Genomic DNA, 18,139 nt, shown 5'->3' on the forward strand with positions numbered 1-18,139 from the left:
AGATCGATGCGACGCCTGAGAAATGTAAAAATCGTGGCGACGCTGGGACCGGCGTCCAATGACTATGACACCATCCGCGCGCTGCACGAGGCCGGGGCAGATGTTTTTCGCCTGAACATGAGCCATGGCAGCCACGACGAGATCCGCGAACGCCACCGCATCATTCGTCAGGTGGAAAAGGATCTGGACAGCCCGATTGCCATTCTTGCCGATCTGCAAGGCCCAAAGCTGCGCGTGGGCGTGTTCGCCAACGATGCCGAGGAACTGGAAGAAGGGGCAGCGTTCCGTCTTGACCTCGACCCGGCACCCGGAGACCTGTCGCGAGTCTGTCTGCCGCATCCCGAGATTTTTGCCGCGCTCGAGCCCGGTGCCCGCCTGTTGGTCAACGACGGAAAGATCCGCCTGATCGTCAAGGATTGTGGTCAGGACTACGCCAATTGCACGGTTGAAATCGGCGGAACGATCTCGAACCGCAAGGGGGTAAACGTTCCCGATGTGGTGCTGCCGCTGGCGGCGCTGTCGGCGAAGGATCGGGACGATCTGGAATTTGTCTGCCAATTGGGCGTGGATTGGCTGGCGCTCAGCTTTGTGCAGCGCGCCAAGGACGTGTTCGAGGCGCGCGCGCTGGCCGATGGCCGTGCCTCGATCCTGTCGAAGATCGAAAAGCCTGCGGCGGTTGAGGCGTTTGACGACATCCTTGATGCATCAGATGGCATCATGGTCGCGCGGGGCGACCTTGGCGTGGAACTGCCGGTGTCCGCCGTACCGCCGATCCAGAAACGTCTGGTGCGCAAATGCCGGGGCGCGGCGAAGCCCGTCATCGTGGCGACCCAGATGCTGGAAAGCATGATCGAAAGCCCGATGCCCACACGGGCCGAGGTTTCGGACGTGGCCACCGCAATCTATGAAGGCACGGATGCCATCATGCTCAGCGCGGAATCAGCCGCCGGGTCCTATCCGGTTGAGGCGGTTCAGACCATGAACAAGGTCGCCATCGAGGTCGAGGCTGACCCGACCTATGACCAGATCATCGCCGCCTCGCGGACGGCAAAGGGGACAACCATCGCAGACGGTATCGTTGCCGCCGCGCGTGAGATCGCCGAGAAAACCGATATCAAGGCGATCTGCTGTTTTACCCAAAGCGGTACAACCGCCCTGCTGACCGCCCGCGAACGCCCGGGCGTTCCGATTATCGCCATGACCCCTGCGACGGGAACCGCGCGCCGCCTGTGCCTGAGCTGGGGCTGCCATTGCGTTCTGACGCCCGAGTTGGAGCGGTTCAAGGGGGCCGTGGTCAGCGCGGCCCGCGCCGCCCGCGCCGGAGGGTTCGCGTCCGAAACCGATCAGATCGTTGTCACTGCGGGTGTGCCGTTCAACGTGCCGGGCACGACCAACATTCTGCGCGTGGCGCCCTGTGATGAACGGCTGATTTACAGCACCGATCCTGAGTAACCTTCGCAGGTCAATGGCAGGTGAATCTAACCGCCCCCGTGCCGGGGATTGCAGCGGATGAGGGGACTATCGTCGCTTAACAGGCCCGATAACCCCTTAATTTTCAGCGGAATTTGACCGCAACGCACGAATTTGCCAGAATAAGTTTCATTTCTAGGTGGAAATGCCTAATAAATGACCTAAGGGCAGTCACACTACATATGTTCCAAGTTCCGGCTGCTCTGCCGGGGGCACGGGCCCCGGATAAATTAACAATAACGGAGGAACGAGATGACAACAAAGATTGTCATAGGACTGGACGGAACAGAAACCGGAGAGCGCGCGATTGCATTTGCCAAGGACATGGCGGAACGCATCGGTACCTGCGAGCTTTTGGTTGTGTACGTCATCGAATGGTCCCCTTTCACTTTCCAGACACCGGAAGAGAATGCGCTGCGCCATAAACGGCGCGAAGAGGAGATTGAACTGGCGACAACACGGGTCATCACACCTGCGGTCGACGCTTTGAAAGCAGCCGGGTTCGAGGCGCACGGCATCGTGCAGCATGGCGACGTTGCCGAAACGCTGAACGCCATCACCGTCGAACATGGCGGTTCGCAGATCGTTGTCGGGCGGGCCTCGGCGGACGGGTTCAAGAAACGCCTGTTCGGCAGTTCGACGCAGAATCTGGTGATGCACGCCGACGTTCCGGTCACGGTCGTAAATTGAGGGGAGGCATGGACATGAATAGGTTTAAAAAACTGGGCCTTCCCGCCGTTATGGCGGCGATGATGGCCAGCGCCGCCTCGGCGCAAGAGGCACCGGGCTTGGACGAGAAGATCAATCAGGCCTTTGCCGATTTCACCGGACCTTTCGTCAGCTTTATCTTTGCCCCCTTCCCGGGAACCGGATTCCCGTGGATCGTGGGCTGGCTGGTGATCGCGGCCACCGTTTTCACGCTGTATTTCGCTTTCGTGCAGCTGCGGTTCTTCAGCCACGCCATCAGCCTTGTGAAAGGCGACTATTCCGACCCCAACGACGCGGGTGAGGTCAGCCACTTTCAGGCGCTGGCCACGGCGCTGTCGGGCACGGTTGGTCTTGGCAACATCGCCGGTGTGGCGGTGGCCGTCGGCATCGGCGGGCCGGGCGCGACCTTCTGGATGATCGTCGCAGGCCTGCTGGGCATGGCGTCGAAATTCACCGAATGTACGCTGGGCGTGAAATACCGCAACGAATACGAAGACGGCACCGTATCGGGTGGCCCCATGTATTACATGTCCAAGGGTTTTGCCGAGCTTGGCCTGCCGGGCGGTAAGATTCTGGCCGTTCTGTTCTCGATCTTCTGTATCCTTGGCGCGTTGGGCGGGGGCAATATGTTCCAAGCCAATCAGGCGCACCAGCAGATCGCGGGCATCGTCGGTGATTATCCGGGCTGGATCACGGGTCTGGTCTTTGCGGGCATCGTGTTCGCGGTGATCGTGGGTGGCCTGAAATCCATCGCCAGCGTGACCGAGAAGGTCGTGCCGTTCATGGGTGTGATGTATGTGCTGGCCGCGCTGATCATCATCATCATGCACGCCGATCAGATCGGCTGGGCCTTTGGTCAGATCTTCGCAGGTGCCTTTACGGGTCTGGGCGTTGCTGGCGGCATGGTCGGCGCGCTGATTCAGGGCTTCCGTCGTGCGGCGTTCTCGAACGAAGCGGGCGTGGGTTCTGCGGCCATCGCACACTCGGCCGTGCGGACCAAAGAGCCGATCACCGAGGGTTTTGTCTCGCTGCTGGAGCCGTTCATCGATACGGTCGTGATCTGTACGATGACGGCGCTGGTGATCATCATCACCCAGCAGCTGATCATCGACCCGGATACCGGCAACTACATGCTGAACGAAGCGGGCAACGCGATTGCAACCGTTGACGGCAACTCGGGCGTCAGCCTGACCTCGGCCGCCTTCGCAAGCGCCTTCGGCTGGTTCCCCTACGTGCTGGCGATTGCCGTGGTGCTGTTTGCCTTCTCGACCATGATCAGCTGGTCCTATTACGGCCTCAAGGCCTGGACCTACCTGTTCGGTGAAGGCCAGACCAAGGAGCTGGTGTTCAAGATCATCTTCTGCGTCTTCGTCGTCATCGGTGCGGCGGCCAATCTTGGCCCGGTCATCGACTTCTCGGACGCGGCGATCTTTGCCATGGCGGTTGTGAACGTCTTCGCGCTCTACTTCCTGATGAAAGTGGTGCGGCAGGAGCTGGCATCTTACGCCGAGCGGCTGAAGAGCGGCGAAATCCGCAAATTCGAGCACTAAATCAATTCACCGGGGCGGCCCCGCAGCTGCCTCGGTGCCTGACCTGTGCGGATTCCGCAGATTCTGGTCGAAACCCCCTTGCCAGTATGATCGAACTTGCGTAAACGGCGCATCTGTTGCGTGACCGGCCGAGATGGCATGCCGAGTCGCGTCTGAAACCGAACCCGAGAATAGGAGACGGAAATGCCTAAGATGAAGACCAAGTCGAGCGCCAAAAAGCGCTTTAAGGTGACTGCGACCGGTAAGGTCCTTGCTGGCCAGGCCGGCAAACGGCACGGCATGATCAAGCGGACCAAGAAGTTCATCCGCGACGCCCGTGGCAACACCACCCTGTCCGCCCCCGACGCAAAGATCGTCAAGGGCTACATGCCCTACGACCGCTAAGAGGAGATTTGAGAGATGTCCCGCGTTAAAGGTGGAACCGTAACTCACGCCCGTCACAAGAAGATCATCAAGGCCGCAAAAGGCTATTATGGTCGTCGCAAGAGCAACTTCAAAGTTGCCACTCAGGCCGTCGACAAGGCCAACCAGTACGCAACCCGCGACCGCAAGAACCGCAAGCGCAACTTCCGCGCCCTGTGGATCCAGCGCATCAACGCGGCTGTGCGTTCCCATGACGAGGCTCTGACCTATTCCCGCTTCATCAACGGCCTGAACCTGGCCGGTATCGAAGTGGACCGCAAAGTTCTGGCCGACCTGGCCGTGCACGAACCGGAAGCGTTCGGCGCGATCGTCGCCAAAGCTCAGGCCGCTCTGACCGCCTGATCCTCTGATACAGAGACAGTGAAAGAAGGGCCGCTCCCGTTGGGGCGGTCTTTTTTGTTTTTTATTTGGAAACAGTTGACGGCGCTCCGCGGGGAAAGCAGGGGTAAGGGAAACCCCTCTGGCCAGAACACTTTTTTGATGTAAGGCTGTGGCAATAACACTAATTGGTTGAACGCAGGAATATTTGAAGATGTCTTTTATCAAAGAGTTTGCACATGCGGCCATGATCGCCTCGGTCCTATCCTTTGGCCTGTCATCGGCGGCCCTTTCACAGGAGCAGGTACCTGAGTCGGACGCGCCGGTTGTCATCACCGAGTCGTTCGATGGTGAGGACAAAACCCTGATGCTGGGCGGGCAAATCTTCTTCAACCTGACAAAATCAAATTGGGTGGTCTATGTCGCGGACGGTGATCTTGTGATGGAAAACCGCGAAAACCCGCAAAGCCTGCATTACAACGACATTGCTTGGGTCAAGTTTCCGGATACAGAGTCCGTGGAGTCCACCGAAGAGCTGATGATTTCTGCGGTGGTCGACAGCCAGAATGATGGGCGTGGCGGCGCGGGAATTCTTGTTGGCAGTGGCAAGTCCGGCAAATACTTGGCCTTTGCGGTGGATGGGCAGGGCCGATTCCATGTTCTGCAGAAAGACGGCCGTCAGCTTCGGTCCGTGCACAGTGCCAAACATGACGCGGTGCTGGTCGATGGCTCGAACGAACTAAGCTTCAAGGTGCGCGGCGCGCATATCCAGTTCTACGTCAACGGAACGAAGGTCATTCAGGTTCCCTTTTCAAAAAGCGGCGCCAACTCGCGCAATCAGGACGGCGGGACCGGTATCGGCCTCGCCGCGTTTGGCACCGGTGCGTTTCATTTTGAAGAGGTCGAGATTTCCAGACCCAACTGACTATTCTACCGCACCAATTGCGCTGCAAAACCCGTTGAAAAAGGCAGACACCCCGTCGTTTGTGTGACAAGAACGTCCTCGGTACGAAATCCTGCCAGCATACTGGCCAAAGAACCAAAGCGCGATGACACCTCATATCATTTTTCATCTGGGGCCGCAGAAGACGGGCACGACATCCATTCAGACCCTGCTGGACCGCAACCGGGCAGCGCTTAAGCCGAAGGTAGAGAGCCTTATCCATCCGCAGCAAACCCGGGATCTGTTTCGGGCCGTGGGTGCGTGGATTTCGAACCCAAACCAAGGTACACGCGAGCGCATCGAACAGGTTGTAAAAGGCGCGATTCAGGCAACGAGTGCAGAGTGCCAGACGCTTATAATTTCAGAAGAAATGTTGGTCAGCCGACGCCTGTTCGCCGACCAGACCAACTTCATCGAAAAATGCGCCCGCCTGTTGCCGCTTCTGGCCCAGATTGTCGGCCCTTCGAATTGCACATTTGTTGCCTATCTTCGCGACTATGAAGGCTGGATCGAGAGCGCGTATCGGCAAGACGTCAAGGAGTTGTCGGAAACCAGAACCCGAGCAGAATGGATGGCGGCGCTGCCTATTGACCGAGAGTGGCCTTCGGCCCTGCGCTCGGAACTCGACCCAGAGATAAACCTTGTGTTTATAGATATGCGCGAGGATTCACGTCATCCGCCACTGGGGCGAGAGTTACTGAAACTCGCAGGACTGACGGATGACGAAGTCGACGGGCTGGCCCCCGTCCAAAAACAGAATGAGCGTCTGCCAGACGGGGCGATTGCCTTCATGCGCGAAATCAACCGCCTGGGTCTTGGCCCGCGGCTGGAACGGCGCATTCGGCGGGTTGTGCGCAACAACCAGAGCGCGTTCACCGACGATCACGAGCTATAGGGTTAGGGTTGGCGTCTGAAACCAAGGCCGCGCAGTAAGGCGCTAATTGCTGCCATCCTTCTTCACCAGTTGCGCCGCAAAGGCCACGCCCGTTCCCGGACCGGCATAGGTGACCATCAGCACGTCATCCAAATAGACGCCGTTGAAGATGCCGGACGAGACGTCATCGCCCGATATTCCCGCCTCGGCCAGAACAAAGCGGGTGGGGTCGTCTAGGGAAAAAGTGCCCATCGCCTCTTCGACGATCCAGTCTTTGTCGCCGATCCGCCGCCAGCGGTTGGTGGCGGTGATCAGGTTACCGTCCAGTTTGGTGATCTCCAACTCCATCTCGGTCTGTAACAGACCCTTATCATGGTTCGGGTTGGATTTGGCAAAGGCCACCAGATAGGTGCCGTGCCAGGTGCCGACGATCTGGGGGAACCCGCTGCCGTCATCAGCGCTGACCGGGGTGGCGAGGGCGAGAAGGGAAGCGGTGGCAAGGGCGCGTAGCATCGGGGGTTCTCCTGCGAGGGGTGCGGTACGTACAGGCTAACCGAGTTCTGATTTTTGGCAAATAACCGTCTGCAAAAGAAAAACCGGCGCGGGATGCGCCGGTTTCAAAGGGGTCGGACCCAAAGGATCAGGCAAATACACGCCCCAGCGCGCCATCGACCGCGTCGGTGATCTGGTCGATATCATCTGCCGTCGCGATCAGCGCGGGCGAGAAGCACAGCGTGTTGTTCTTACCGGGGACCGAGCGGTTGGTGACGCCGATGATCACACCCTGCGCCATGCAGTCGGCCACAACGGCTTGCGCCAGTTTCTCATTCACCGGCTCGCGCGAAGACCGATCCGCGACCAGTTCTGCCCCAAGGAACAGGCCCTTGCCGCGCACGTCGCCGATCACCTTGTGTTTCTCCATCAGCGCCTGCAGGTTGCCCATCATGCGGTCACCCATGGCAGCGCAATTCTCCAGCAGGTTCTCATCCTCGATGATGCGCATGTTTTCAATGGCCGCTGCAGGACCGGCGGTGCAGCCGCCGAAGGTCGAGATATCGCGGAAATAGTTCATCGGGTCGTCGGCATTGTCTTTGAACATGTCAAAGATTTCCTCGGTCGTGACCAGGCAGGCAATTGCCGCATAGCCCGAGGCGACGCCCTTGGCCATCGTCACGAAATCAGGTTTCACGCCGTATTGCTGGTAACCGAACCAGGTGCCGGTCCGGCCAACACCGCAGACGACCTCATCAATATGCAACAGGATGTCGTATTTCTTGCAAATCTCCTGCACCCGCTGCCAGTACCCTTCCGGCGCTTCGATGACGCCGCCACCGGCGGTGACCGGTTCAAGGCACAGGGCACCCACCGTGTCAGGGCCTTCGCGCAGGATCACCTCTTCGATCTGATCAGCGGCCCATTCGCCAAAGTTCTCTTCGGGTGCGCCGTTAAGTTCATGTTTGCGGTATTCCATGCAATGGGGCACGCGCACGAAGTCAGGCGCAAAGGGGCCGTATTGCGCGTTGCGCTCGTCCTGCCCACCCGCCGACATCGCCGCCAAAGTCGAGCCGTGATAGTCGCGGTCGCGATACAGAATCTTGGTCTTCTTGCCGCCATAGCGTTTATGCGCGATCTGGCGAACCATCTTGAACGCCTTCTCGTTCGCCTCGGACCCGGAGTTCATGTAGTAGACCCGGCTCATGCCTGGCATCTTGCTGATCAGCTTTTCAGCAAAGATCGACCCCGGGATCGAACCTGCGGACTGCGCGAAGTAGCACAGTTTCATCAACTGGTCATAGACCGCCTTGCAGATGGATTCGCGGCCATAGCCCACGTTCACCGTCCAGACCCCACCTGAAACCGCGTCCAGATGTTCTTTGCCTTTCTGGTCCCAGACGCGCATGCCTTTTCCTTCGACAATGATGCGGGGATCATTGGTTTCAAAGGGTTTGTGCTGGATCAGATGGTGCCAGATATGGGCGCGGTCGGCCTCGACCACGCGGGAAAGATCGTTTTCGTTGAACGTGCCGTCCATGACATGTCCTTTCAGTCAGATGCGATATGCAGGATGCGGGACCTGCCCCACAATAGCATGGAAATGCGATGGCTCAGATCACCGCGAATGCCCGCCTGAATATAGGGCCAGATGCCATGATCCCGTATCGCCAGACGGGGGGATCGGCGTATTTCTACGGGTTTGTCAGACGCACGGCTTTGTGATCAAGTCGCAGACAATAGGATTTGGGAGGATTGACCGATGCAGCCCGCCAATATGTATGAGCGTCATCTGGACAGAAACCGCGCGAATTACACGCCGCTGTCTCCGCTCAGTTTTATCGAACGGACGGCTTCGATTTACCCGGATTACCCCTCGGTCGTGTATGGCGAGCGCCGTTACACATGGGGCGAAACCTATGCGCGTTGTCGCCGTCTGGCCGGGGCTTTGGCCGTGCGTGGGATCGGCAAGGGCGATACGGTGTCGATCATTGCCGCCAATATCCCTGAGCTTTACGAGGCGCATTTTGGCGTGCCCATGACCGGTGCGGTTCTGAACGCGATCAACACCCGTCTGGATGCCCCGATCATCGCCTTCATCCTGAACCACGCCGAGGCCAAGGTGCTGCTGGTCGATCCCGAATTCTCGGGCGTGGTGAAGCAGGCGCTGACGCAGGTGGATCATGATGTTCTGGTGATCGACATCGAAGATCCCAGCTTTGACGGCGGCGAACGGTTGGGCGCGCTGACCTATGACGCGCTGTTGGATGAGGGCGATCCGGACTACGACTGGTCCCTGCCCGAGGATGAATGGGACGCGATCACGCTGAACTACACCTCGGGCACGACCGGAAACCCAAAGGGGGTCGTCTATCACCACCGTGGCGCGGCACTGAATGCGCAGTCGGACTTGCTGGACTGGAACATGCCACGGCACTCGGTCTATCTGTGGACCTTGCCGATGTTTCACTGCAACGGCTGGTGCTTTCCGTGGGCGATGGCGGCCAATGCCGGGGTCTCGGTCTGTCTGCGCGCGGTGCGGGCCGAGCCGATCTACGCCGCGTTCCGGGACGAAAAGGTCACGCATTTCTGCGGTGCGCCGATTGTGCTGAACATGCTGGCGCACGCGCCCGCGCACCTCAGGGATTTTGACCACCAGATCAAGGTGATGACCGCAGGTGCGCCGCCGCCTGCCGCCGTGATCGAAGCGATGGAGGCGATGGGCATCGAAGTCACCCATGTTTATGGCCTGACCGAGACATACGGGCCCTCGGTCGTCTGCGCGTGGAAGCAGGAATGGGACACCAAAGATGCCCATGACCGGGCCGCGTTGAAGGTCCGGCAGGGCGTGCGCTATTCCGCTCTGTCCGGCCTGATGGTGGCCGACCCCGAGACGCTGGAACCGGTTCCAGCAGATGGCGAAACCATGGGTGAGATTTTTATGCAGGGCAATGTGGTCATGAAAGGTTACTTGAAGAACCCCGACGCGACGGACAGCGCCTTCAACGGAGGCTGGTTTGCCTCGGGCGATTTGGGGGTGATGCATCCCGACGGCTATATCGCGCTAAAGGACCGCTCAAAGGACATCATCATTTCCGGGGGCGAAAACATCTCATCGGTCGAGATCGAAGGCATCCTCTACAAACACCCTGCAGTGATGGAGGCCGCAGTGGTGGCCCGCCCGGACGAGAAATGGGGTGAAACCCCTTGCGCCTTTGTCGAACTGAAACCGGACACAACCGTCACCGAGGCGGACCTGATCGCGTTCTGCCGGGATAACATGGCCCATTTCAAGGCCCCCAAGACGGTGGTGTTCGGAACCCTGCCCAAGACCTCAACCGGCAAGGTGCAGAAATTCGTGTTGCGGGATCAGGCGCGCGACCTGCCCTAGCTGAGGTCAGACCAAACCCACAGCCCCCTGCTTCTTCTGTTTAAAAATACCTCGGGGGCGCCTAGCCCCCTGTGGGGATGGGCGGGGGCAGAGCCCACAACCGGCCTGCCTGGGACGCGAGCAAACCCGTCAGTCAAAGATCGAAAGGTCAAGCTCCAGCAATTCCCCCATCCACAGCGCGTGGTCGCGGTGATCAGCGAGGTGATCGCCTGTTTCCGGGTGAGTGAACACGGTCAGTCCCTGCCGGTTCAGCATTAGCCAGGGAATGACCTGATCGAACGCCTCGGGCGCAAAGCCCAACTGGCAGCTCCACCGGGGATGCGGGCCGACATTGCGGGCGTGCATTCGACCCATCTGAACAGGGAACAGGCGGGCGGCCTCTTCGCAAATCTGCTGCGCGGTGTCCTGCGTGGCGGCGTCGAAATAGACATGGGCGTGATAGCCGGTGATTTCTGACATCGGGACCTCATTTGTCTGACACGTTCAAGCTAGGCGAACCCGCCCGCTCTGCCCACCCGCACAAGCACACAGGGTCTGTGCGGGTTTTACGCCGGCGCGTGCCTGTCAGGATGCGCCGCCGCGAAAGCGGGGTGGTCGGCACAGGCGGCCTCGACGCTCAGCAGGCGCGGCATGTCTGACAGATCCAACTGCCACCGGCGAGCGTTGTATAGCTGAGGGATCAGGCACAGATCGGCCAGACCGGGCTGCGACCCGACACAATAGGGCGCTTGGTCGAACCCGCCCAACAATGCCTCGAAGGCCATCAGCCCCGGACGGATAAAGTGCCGCATCCAGTCGCCGGGCATGCCCGAGGCATCAGCACTAAGCGCCGTTGCGTGCCGCGCGACCGACAGGTTGCAGACCGGATGGACATCCACCGCGACCGAATGCGCCAGCGCCTGAACCCGGGCGCGGGCCTCCGGATCATCGGGGAGCAGCCCAATCTGCCGTGTCTGATCGAGGTATTCGAGAATGGCCAGTGACTGTGTCAGCCGCAGCCTGTCGATCTCCAGCACGGGAACAAGGCCTTGCGGATTGCGCGCCAGATGCGGGTCGCTCCTTTGCTCTCCGCTCGTCAGGTCGACCGAGACCGCCTGATAGGCGATCTCGGCCAGATTCAGCGCAATCCTGACCCGGTAACTGGCCGATGAGCGCCAGTAATCATAAAGAATAACCTCGCTCAAACACCGTCTCCGTCAGGGTTTCTGCAGCGTCGCGGCCTGAATGGCCTGCGTCAGAACCGAAGCATCGCCGATATGGTTGGCCAGAACAAGAACAAGCCGCGCATTCAGCGCGTCGCTGTCCGCCTTGTCCAGCCCCTCATGCGCCGCCAATAAATCCGCATAGAAATCATCGGCGTTTTGGATGTTGGGAGAGAGGATCAGATCGGTCATATCGCTTACTCCTTGCCAATGGCGCGGCGGATTGCGTGGCGAAAGGCGTTTTCTTCATATGTGTCGCGCCGGTCCGCCACGTGCTGATCCGGGCGGATCAGATACACGGCACTGGAGGCATCACCCAGATAACGGCGTTTCAGCGCCAGCGTCTGGTCGTCCTTGACCGACAGCGCCAGCCGCGTGACCTGCACCCCGTCTTCTTCCAGCAGGTCAGGCGCGTCAGCGTCAATCGTCAGCAGGGTAAACCGGCCCTCGAGTTTGGGCAGCAGGAACCCATCCCCCAGCGGCACATCCGGGCAGGCCGAGCCCGGACGCGTTCCGGGCGGCCCACTCAGCGCATCCGCAGAATTCAAAGGCGATCCATCATAGGTGCAGGGCTGGCTCAGCCGCCCGGAATTCACCAGCGGGCGCGCGAACTCATAGGCTTCGCTGAGGTCCAGAACCGCATCACGGAGCAAACGCGACATGTCGGATTTCGGAGTGATGAAATCGGTCGAGCGGCTGGATTTCTGGATATTCTCGTCCGCGCCGTGAATCCGTTCGGCATCATAGCTGTCCAGCAGGCTTTCCGGAGCCTGGCCGTCCAGCACCAGTTTCAGCTTCCAGCACAGGTTATCGGTGTCCTGCAGGCCCGAATTGGCCCCGCGGGCCCCAAACGGGCTGACCTGATGCGCGCTGTCCCCCGCGAACAGGGCGCGGCCTTTGCGGAAGCTTTGCATCCGGCGGCACTGGAACGTGTAGATCGAGACCCATTCCAGCTGAAACTCCACATCCTCACCCAGCATAGCCTTGAGGCGGGGGATCACGTTTTCGGGCTGTTTCTCGCGCTCTTTGTCGATGTCCCATCCAAGCTGCAGGTCGATGCGCCAGACATTGTCGGGCTGTTTATGCAACAGGGCCGATTGCCCCTTGTTGAAGGGCGGATCGAACCAGAACCAGCGTTCCGAGGGGAAGTCGGCCTCCATGATCACGTCGGCGATCAGAAAGTTGTCTTCGAACACGCGCCCGTCGAAGTCGATCCCCAGCATCCGCCGGGTCGGAGAGTTGGCCCCGTCGCAGGCGATCAGCCACTCAGCTTCGACCGTATAGGGGCCTTCGGGGGTATCGACCTCGAGCCGGACGTGATCGTCGTGCAGGCCGATGGCCTCGACCTTGTTGCAGCCGCGCAGGTCAATCGGCGCGCCGCTGGCCTGCAACGCGCGCACGCGGTCTACCAGGAACTGTTCAAGGTAATATTGCTGCAGGTTGATAAAGGCCGGGTTGGCAAAGCCTTCCTCTGGCTGCAGGTCAAAATCGTAGACCTGCCGTTCGTCAAAAAACACCTTGCCGCGATCCCACTGGACGCCCTTGTCCACAAGGGGCTGCCTGAGGCCCAGCCGGTGGGCGATATCCAGCGTGCGCTGGGAAAAACAGATGGCGCGGCTGCCGAAGCTGACCTTGTCATTTTCGTCCAGCACCACGACCTCGACCCCTTGCTGGGCAAGGTCAATCGCCGCAGCCAGCCCGACCGGGCCTGCGCCGATTACGATGACCTTGTGCCGCACCGGCATGGCGGCGTCCTGATCGGGGCTGCGGTCATAGGCGTAGAGCGGAACTTCAAAGATCTTGTTCATGGGTCTTCCCCTTCAATCTTGATGCGCCGAGGCGGAACTGATCGTTCACCGGCAGCAGGTGCCGGTGGCCTTGGGTCTATGGTTTCACCGATTCCCGGTTGGGAAAACGATCTGGATCAAACGCTGAGTATTCTTAGCCTTGCAGGGCCTCCCACATCTCAAGATCGCGTTGGGCGGTCCAGATGCGGGGAGTGTCGATGCCGCGCGCCTCGTCATAGGCGCGGGCGACGTTGAAGGGCAGGCAATGTTCGTAGATCGCGTAGTCGGCGAATTTCGGGTCGCATTCCGCGCGCACCGCGTCCCAGGCCTCTTTCAGGCTGCCGCCGCGCGCCGCGACCTTCGCCGCCGGGCGATAGGTGCTTTCGACGAAATCGCGGGTGTTTTCGATGGCCGCGTTGACCATGTCCTTGCCGATCAGGGCATCGCCCCGCCCCGGGGCAATCGCGTCGACGTCGAACCATTTGATCTCATCCAGAGTGTCACCCCAGTCGCTAAAATGCCCGTCGCCGCAATAGCAGGCCGAGTGGTATTCAACGATATCGCCCGTGAACATGACATTCTGATCGGGCACATGGATGACAATATCGCCTGCCGTATGGGCGCGGCCCAGATGCATCAGATCGACCCGGCGGTTGCCCAGATAGACCGTCATCGTATCGCTGAAGGTGGTGGTCGGCCATGTCAGGCCGGGGATGCTTTCATGCCCTTCGAACAGGCGCGGGAAGCGTTGGAATTCGCTGTCCCAATCCTCTTGCCCGCGTTCCACGACCATGGCGCGGGCCATGTCCGACATCAGGATCTGTTGCGCGCCGAAGGCGCTGGCCCCCAGCACGCGGACCGCGTGATAATGGGTCAGCGCCACATGGGTGATCGGCTTGTCCGTCACCGAGCGCACGCATTCGATCACCTTTTGGGCCAGACGCGGGGTCGCCTGCGCCTCGACAATCATCACGCTGTCATCACCGATAATGACGCCCGAGTTCGGGTCGCCCTCGGCGGTAAAGGCGTAAAGCCCTTCGCCCACCTCGGTGAAGCTGATCTTTTTTTCCGACATGTCCCCTTGGGACGCGAATGCTTTGGCCATGTTGGGTTCCTTTTTCGAAACGTGTGCGGTTTGCGGTGTTGCACCGCCTCCGGCGGCCGTATTTTCAACGAGAAGAAGGGCTGGGATTACCTTTTGTAGGGGTCATCCAGAGCGGACAGGACAGTGCCGGTGCAATCGCCGAACCCGATCGTGTAGCCATCGCCTTTGGCCGCGCCGGTCAGGGTCAGGGTGTCGCCGTCCTCGATAAAGCTGCGGGTTTCGCCGGTATCGAGCGTCAGCGGCTCTTTCCCGCCCCAGCTGAGTTCCAGCAGCGAGCCGCGCTCGGGCTTGGTCGGGCCCGAGATGGTGCCCGAGCCCAGCAGGTCGCCGGTGTTCATCGGGCAGCCAGAGGTCGTGTGATGGGCCAGTTGCTGCGCGGCGGAGTAGTACATCTGGTTGTAATTGGTGCGCGCGATGGTGGTGGCGTCCTTGCCGTCGGGTGCCATCGTGACGGACAGGTCGATGTCATAGAGCATCGGGCCGTGGTCTTTCAGGTGATCCAGCAGCTCGAACTCGCGCACGGGGGTGTCGCAGCGGAACGGCTCTAGCGCGGCTTTGGTCACGATCCACGGGCTGATCGAGGTGGCCGTGGCCTTGGCCTGAAACGGGCCCAGCGGTTGGTATTCCCACGCCTGAATGTCGCGGGCGGACCAGTCGTTCAGCAGCACGTAGCCAAAGATGGCGTCATCGGCTTCCTGCACCGAGATCGGGCCGTCTGAAGGCGTGCCGACAATCGCGCCCATTTCCAGTTCGATGTCGAAGCGGCGGCAGGGCAGGAAGGCAGGCACGTCCTGATCGGGGGATTTCAGTTGGCCCCAAGGGCGGCGGATATCCGTGCCCGATACAACAACCGAGGACGCCCGGCCATTATAGCCGATGGGGATATGCAGCCAGTTCGGCGGCAGCGCGTTTTCGGGGCCGCGGAACATGGTGCCGACATTCTGGGCATGGTTCCGGCCTGCGTAGAAATCGGTGTATTCGCTGACTTCGAAGGGCATGTGCATCTCGGCATCGCTTTGGGCGATCAGCAGGGGCTCGACGCGGGTCTGGTCTTCCGAGCCTTCGGCCAGAAGCGCGGTCAGCCGGTCTCGAAGTGCGGCCCAGACGGCCGGGCCTTCCTCCATCAAGGGGTTCCAGAAGGGCAGGTCGAACAGGGGCTCGTCGCTGAGTTCGATCAGGCCTTCGGTCTCGGCTGTGGTCACATCCAGAATCATATCGCCGATGGCCACGCCGCAGCGCGGGTCGATACCCTCAGTCGAGAAGACCCCATAGGGCAGGTTGTTCAGCGGAAAGGGATGCGCCGCGTCATTGGCCGATGTCACCCAGGATTTCATCAAAGGCATGGTGTGTCCTTATGTCAGTTGCGCGTGCGCATGTGTCTACGAGGTCGTGCGAAGCGATTTCAGCCCCAGCAGGATCGCCGCGAGTATCATGAAGCTGCCGCCAATTCTGTCCAGCCACAGTTTTGCCGGACCCCTGAGCCGCGCCGCCAGCCAGCTTGCGCTGCCGCCATAGGCGGTCAGGAACAACCCGTCTAGGATCAGGTAGGTGGCCGTAAGCAGCGCGAACTGAGGCCAGAAGGGCAGCGCCGGGTCGATGAACAGCGGAAACAGGGCCGCAAAGAACACCACCGCCTTAGGGTTCGCGGCAGAGGTGATGAACCCCTGCATCCACAGCGCCTTGCGGCTGGCTTTGGGGGCATCCTTGGCGGCGTTGCTCTTGGCCCGCAGGATCTGGCGCAGGCCCAGGAACACGAGATAGGCAACGCCAAGCCATTTGATCACGGTCAGCGCGTTTGCCGAAGTCGCGATCAGCGCGGCAAGGCCCAGCCCGGCGGCCAGCATTTGCAGCAGGTTCGCCGTCAGATCGCCCGCAGCAGTGAACAACCCGCGCCGCAGTCCGTTGGTTGCCGAGTTCGACAGCATCAGCAACTGGCTGGGGCCGGGCGTGCTCATCAGCAGCAGGACCGTGACGACATAGGTGATCCAGGTCTCGGTGCTCATTTCTTGCCCGGCGTGCCGTCGAATTTCTTCTCAAGCGAGGTCCAGCAGTCGATATAGTCGTCCTGCAGAGGGGCCTCGGTCGCGGCAAAGGCAGTCAGGTGCTGCGGGAAGCGGGTTTCGAACATGAAAGACATGGTGTTGTCCAGCTTGTCTGGCCCTAGGTTGGAATAGGACGCCTTGTCGAACGCGTCCTTATCGGGACCATGGGGGATCATCATATTGTGCAGGCTCATGCCGCCGGGGACGAAGCCTTGCGGCTTGGCGTCGTACTGGCCGTAAATATTGCCCATCAACTCGGACATGATGTTCTTGTGATACCAGGGCGGGCGGAACGTATCCTCCATCACCATCCAGCGTTCGCGGAACAGGACAAAGTCGATATTGGCAGTGCCCGGTTGCCCTGAGGGCGCGGTCAGAACGGTAAAGATCGACGGATCGGGGTGGTCGAACAGGATCGCGCCGACCGGGCAATAAGTGCGCAGGTCGTATTTGTAGGGCGCGTAATTGCCATGCCATGCCACCACGTCGAGCGGGCTGTGGCCGATTTTGGTGGTGTGGAACTGGCCGCACCACTTGATTGTCACGGTCGAGGGCACCTCGCGGTCCTCGAACGCCGCTACGGGTGCCTTGAAGTCGCGCGGGTTGGCCATGCAGTTGGCGCCGATTGGGCCGCGACCCGGCAGTTCGAACTTCTGCCCGTAATTCTCGCAGACAAAGCCGCGCGCGGGGCCTTCCAGAACCTCGACCCGGTACAGCAGGCCCCGTGGCAGGATGGCGATTTCCTTGGGTTCCAGATCAATGATCCCCAGCTCGGTCGCAAACCGCAGGCGGCCTTCTTGCGGCACCACCAGCAACTCGGAATCGGCGGAGAAGAAATAGTCATCAACCATCGACTCCGTGACGAGATAGATATGGCTGGCCATGCCGACTTGCGTGTTCACATCCCCCGCCGTGGTCATGCTGCGCATACCGGTCAGCCACGTCAGGCCGCTGTCGGAATGCGGCACCGGGTCCCAGCGGTACTGGCCCAGGCTGATCACATCCGGGTCAATGCAGGGGGCCGATTTCCAGTAGGGCAGGTCGATCTTTTCGTAGCGATGCGAGTGCTTTACGGATGGCCGGATGCGATAGCACCACGTGCGCTCGGGCGGGTTGGCGGTAAAGGCGGTGCCGCTCAGCTGCTCTCCGTACAGGCCGTAATTGCAGCGCTGCGGGCTGTTCATGCCTTGGGGCAGCGCGTCGGGCAGGGCCTCGGTTTCGAAGTCGTTGCCAAAGCCCGGCATATAGCCGGCATGGGTTCCAACAGGCGTGGCGGCCTGCGTCAAAGTATGCGGATCGGTCGGACGATTCATTCTGTGTTCCTCCGTTTGCTGCTTGTCGGATAATAGTTGATTTTGTAACTAACAAGCATGGCAAATGATGAATCCGACAAAAAAGATGAGTTTAACCTGCAAAATTTCCTGCCGTTCCTGTTGAATCAGGCCGCTGAAGAAGCCTCGTTGGAGTTTCAGCAGGTCTATAAAAGCCGCTACGGGATGCTGCGCACGGAATGGCGGGTGCTGTTTCACCTTGGTATTTTTGGCGAATTGACCGCCAGAGATATCGGGGAGCGGGCCAAAATTCACAAAACCAAGATCAGCCGCGCTGTACATAAGCTGGAAAAGCGCCGGTATCTTAAGCGGTCGCGCGACGAAAAGGACCGCCGGGTCGAGTGGTTAACCCTGACGCCCTCGGGGCAAACTGTGTATCGTGAGCTGCGTGGGGTCGCGCAGGACTATGACAGCAAACTTGCCGGTCTGTTCAGCGCGGAAGAGGCCGACCTGCTGCGCCGCATGTTGCGGCGGCTGGCCGGGATGCAATGACCTCTGGTAAT

At 60.2% G+C, this 18,139-nt stretch carries 19 protein-coding genes; 9 read left to right on the forward strand and 10 right to left on the reverse strand.

Features of this window, described 5'->3' with window-relative positions:
* Nucleotides 1-6 precede the first annotated feature (6 nt).
* The 7 genes from pyk (at nt 7) to ACR0JN_RS18555 (ending at nt 6,307) form a co-directional block, all read left to right on the forward strand.
* Nucleotides 7-1,452 (forward strand): pyruvate kinase, encoded by a 1,446-nt coding sequence (pyk, locus tag ACR0JN_RS18525; protein WP_480887868.1) that lies wholly within the window; start codon nt 7-9, stop codon nt 1,450-1,452.
* A gap of 270 nt (nt 1,453-1,722) precedes the next feature.
* Nucleotides 1,723-2,160 (forward strand): universal stress protein, encoded by a 438-nt coding sequence (locus tag ACR0JN_RS18530; protein WP_480818275.1) that lies wholly within the window; start codon nt 1,723-1,725, stop codon nt 2,158-2,160.
* A 14-nt stretch (nt 2,161-2,174) separates the two neighbouring features.
* Nucleotides 2,175-3,728 carry an alanine/glycine:cation symporter family protein gene (locus ACR0JN_RS18535; protein ID WP_480887870.1) on the forward strand — a complete coding sequence of 518 codons (1,554 nt, stop codon included), beginning with the start codon at nt 2,175-2,177 and terminating at the stop codon, nt 3,726-3,728.
* 183 nt (nt 3,729-3,911) lie between these two features.
* Entirely contained in the window at nt 3,912-4,112 is a 201-nt protein-coding gene (gene rpmI, locus ACR0JN_RS18540) for a 50S ribosomal protein L35 (RefSeq protein ID WP_010443552.1), read from the forward strand.
* A gap of 15 nt (nt 4,113-4,127) precedes the next feature.
* The gene (gene rplT / locus ACR0JN_RS18545) at nt 4,128-4,493 is read left to right on the forward strand and encodes a 50S ribosomal protein L20 (protein WP_170658380.1); all 366 of its coding nucleotides are present in this window, start codon (nt 4,128-4,130) and stop codon (nt 4,491-4,493) included.
* Nucleotides 4,494-4,683: 190 nt separating this feature from the next.
* Nucleotides 4,684-5,394, forward strand: coding sequence for a hypothetical protein (locus ACR0JN_RS18550; RefSeq protein ID WP_480887872.1), 711 nt, complete (start codon nt 4,684-4,686; stop codon nt 5,392-5,394).
* Nucleotides 5,395-5,518: 124 nt separating this feature from the next.
* Complete coding sequence (locus tag ACR0JN_RS18555) at nt 5,519-6,307, forward strand: hypothetical protein (protein WP_480887874.1); 789 nt, start codon at nt 5,519-5,521, stop codon at nt 6,305-6,307.
* 42 nt (nt 6,308-6,349) lie between these two features.
* On the opposite strand, the gene ACR0JN_RS18560 is transcribed toward ACR0JN_RS18555, so the two are convergent.
* Both ACR0JN_RS18560 and ACR0JN_RS18565 read right to left on the reverse strand, forming a co-directional pair.
* The gene (locus tag ACR0JN_RS18560) at nt 6,350-6,799 is read right to left on the reverse strand and encodes a hypothetical protein (protein ID WP_480887876.1); all 450 of its coding nucleotides are present in this window, start codon (nt 6,797-6,799) and stop codon (nt 6,350-6,352) included.
* Between the two features lie 127 nt (nt 6,800-6,926).
* A complete protein-coding gene (locus tag ACR0JN_RS18565; protein ID WP_480887879.1) occupies nt 6,927-8,318 on the reverse strand; it encodes an aminotransferase family protein in 1,392 nt (463 codons plus the stop codon).
* Between the two features lie 222 nt (nt 8,319-8,540).
* On the opposite strand from ACR0JN_RS18565, the gene ACR0JN_RS18570 reads away from it, so the two are divergent.
* The gene (locus ACR0JN_RS18570) at nt 8,541-10,169 is read left to right on the forward strand and encodes an acyl-CoA synthetase (RefSeq protein WP_480887882.1); all 1,629 of its coding nucleotides are present in this window, start codon (nt 8,541-8,543) and stop codon (nt 10,167-10,169) included.
* Nucleotides 10,170-10,298: 129 nt separating this feature from the next.
* Here ACR0JN_RS18570 and ACR0JN_RS18575 read toward each other — a convergent pair whose 3' ends face one another.
* From ACR0JN_RS18575 to hmgA, 8 genes are all read right to left on the reverse strand, one after another.
* Nucleotides 10,299-10,628, reverse strand: a complete 330-nt coding sequence (locus ACR0JN_RS18575) for a DOPA 4,5-dioxygenase family protein (protein WP_480818268.1) — start codon at nt 10,626-10,628, stop codon at nt 10,299-10,301.
* A gap of 86 nt (nt 10,629-10,714) precedes the next feature.
* Nucleotides 10,715-11,353: a maleylacetoacetate isomerase gene (maiA, locus tag ACR0JN_RS18580; protein WP_480818267.1), complete on the reverse strand. Its 639-nt coding sequence runs from the start codon at nt 11,351-11,353 to the stop codon at nt 10,715-10,717.
* A 12-nt stretch (nt 11,354-11,365) separates the two neighbouring features.
* Nucleotides 11,366-11,563 (reverse strand): DUF2783 domain-containing protein, encoded by a 198-nt coding sequence (locus ACR0JN_RS18585; RefSeq protein ID WP_480818266.1) that lies wholly within the window; start codon nt 11,561-11,563, stop codon nt 11,366-11,368.
* A 5-nt stretch (nt 11,564-11,568) separates the two neighbouring features.
* Entirely contained in the window at nt 11,569-13,179 is a 1,611-nt protein-coding gene (locus ACR0JN_RS18590) for an FAD-dependent oxidoreductase (RefSeq protein ID WP_480887885.1), read from the reverse strand.
* Between the two features lie 133 nt (nt 13,180-13,312).
* A complete protein-coding gene (locus ACR0JN_RS18595) occupies nt 13,313-14,263 on the reverse strand; it encodes an MBL fold metallo-hydrolase (protein ID WP_480818264.1) in 951 nt (316 codons plus the stop codon).
* A gap of 86 nt (nt 14,264-14,349) precedes the next feature.
* Nucleotides 14,350-15,606: a fumarylacetoacetase gene (fahA, locus tag ACR0JN_RS18600; RefSeq protein ID WP_480887887.1), complete on the reverse strand. Its 1,257-nt coding sequence runs from the start codon at nt 15,604-15,606 to the stop codon at nt 14,350-14,352.
* A gap of 36 nt (nt 15,607-15,642) precedes the next feature.
* Entirely contained in the window at nt 15,643-16,266 is a 624-nt protein-coding gene (locus ACR0JN_RS18605; protein WP_480887889.1) for a LysE family translocator, read from the reverse strand.
* Entirely contained in the window at nt 16,263-17,618 is a 1,356-nt protein-coding gene (gene hmgA, locus ACR0JN_RS18610; protein ID WP_480887891.1) for a homogentisate 1,2-dioxygenase, read from the reverse strand. Before hmgA ends, ACR0JN_RS18605 begins: the two co-directional genes overlap by 4 nt.
* 57 nt (nt 17,619-17,675) lie before the next feature.
* Between hmgA and ACR0JN_RS18615 the strand changes: the two genes are divergently transcribed.
* Nucleotides 17,676-18,128, forward strand: a complete 453-nt coding sequence (locus ACR0JN_RS18615) for a MarR family winged helix-turn-helix transcriptional regulator (protein WP_480887893.1) — start codon at nt 17,676-17,678, stop codon at nt 18,126-18,128.
* Nucleotides 18,129-18,139: the final 11 nt, after the last annotated feature.

The organism is Ruegeria sp. G12 (assembly GCF_056533565.1).

Excerpts from the sequence above, each read along its gene's own strand:
- ACR0JN_RS18605 (WP_480887889.1), bottom strand. The coding sequence starts at position 16,266 with ATGAGCACCGAGACCTGGATCACCTATGTCGTCACGGTCCTGCTGCTG.
- ACR0JN_RS18560 (WP_480887876.1), bottom strand. The coding sequence starts at position 6,799 with ATGCTACGCGCCCTTGCCACCGCTTCCCTTCTCGCCCTCGCCACCCCG.
- ACR0JN_RS18590 (WP_480887885.1), bottom strand. The coding sequence starts at position 13,179 with ATGAACAAGATCTTTGAAGTTCCGCTCTACGCCTATGACCGCAGCCCC.
- ACR0JN_RS18565 (WP_480887879.1), bottom strand. The coding sequence starts at position 8,318 with ATGGACGGCACGTTCAACGAAAACGATCTTTCCCGCGTGGTCGAGGCC.
- rplT (WP_170658380.1), top strand. The coding sequence starts at position 4,128 with ATGTCCCGCGTTAAAGGTGGAACCGTAACTCACGCCCGTCACAAGAAG.
- ACR0JN_RS18555 (WP_480887874.1), top strand. The coding sequence starts at position 5,519 with ATGACACCTCATATCATTTTTCATCTGGGGCCGCAGAAGACGGGCACG.
- fahA (WP_480887887.1), bottom strand. The coding sequence starts at position 15,606 with ATGCCTTTGATGAAATCCTGGGTGACATCGGCCAATGACGCGGCGCAT.
- ACR0JN_RS18530 (WP_480818275.1), top strand. The coding sequence starts at position 1,723 with ATGACAACAAAGATTGTCATAGGACTGGACGGAACAGAAACCGGAGAG.
- pyk (WP_480887868.1), top strand. The coding sequence starts at position 7 with ATGCGACGCCTGAGAAATGTAAAAATCGTGGCGACGCTGGGACCGGCG.
- ACR0JN_RS18570 (WP_480887882.1), top strand. The coding sequence starts at position 8,541 with ATGCAGCCCGCCAATATGTATGAGCGTCATCTGGACAGAAACCGCGCG.
- ACR0JN_RS18575 (WP_480818268.1), bottom strand. The coding sequence starts at position 10,628 with ATGTCAGAAATCACCGGCTATCACGCCCATGTCTATTTCGACGCCGCC.
- ACR0JN_RS18535 (WP_480887870.1), top strand. The coding sequence starts at position 2,175 with ATGAATAGGTTTAAAAAACTGGGCCTTCCCGCCGTTATGGCGGCGATG.
- ACR0JN_RS18550 (WP_480887872.1), top strand. The coding sequence starts at position 4,684 with ATGTCTTTTATCAAAGAGTTTGCACATGCGGCCATGATCGCCTCGGTC.
- ACR0JN_RS18585 (WP_480818266.1), bottom strand. The coding sequence starts at position 11,563 with ATGACCGATCTGATCCTCTCTCCCAACATCCAAAACGCCGATGATTTC.
- hmgA (WP_480887891.1), bottom strand. The coding sequence starts at position 17,618 with ATGAATCGTCCGACCGATCCGCATACTTTGACGCAGGCCGCCACGCCT.
- rpmI (WP_010443552.1), top strand. The coding sequence starts at position 3,912 with ATGCCTAAGATGAAGACCAAGTCGAGCGCCAAAAAGCGCTTTAAGGTG.
- ACR0JN_RS18595 (WP_480818264.1), bottom strand. The coding sequence starts at position 14,263 with ATGGCCAAAGCATTCGCGTCCCAAGGGGACATGTCGGAAAAAAAGATC.
- ACR0JN_RS18615 (WP_480887893.1), top strand. The coding sequence starts at position 17,676 with ATGGCAAATGATGAATCCGACAAAAAAGATGAGTTTAACCTGCAAAAT.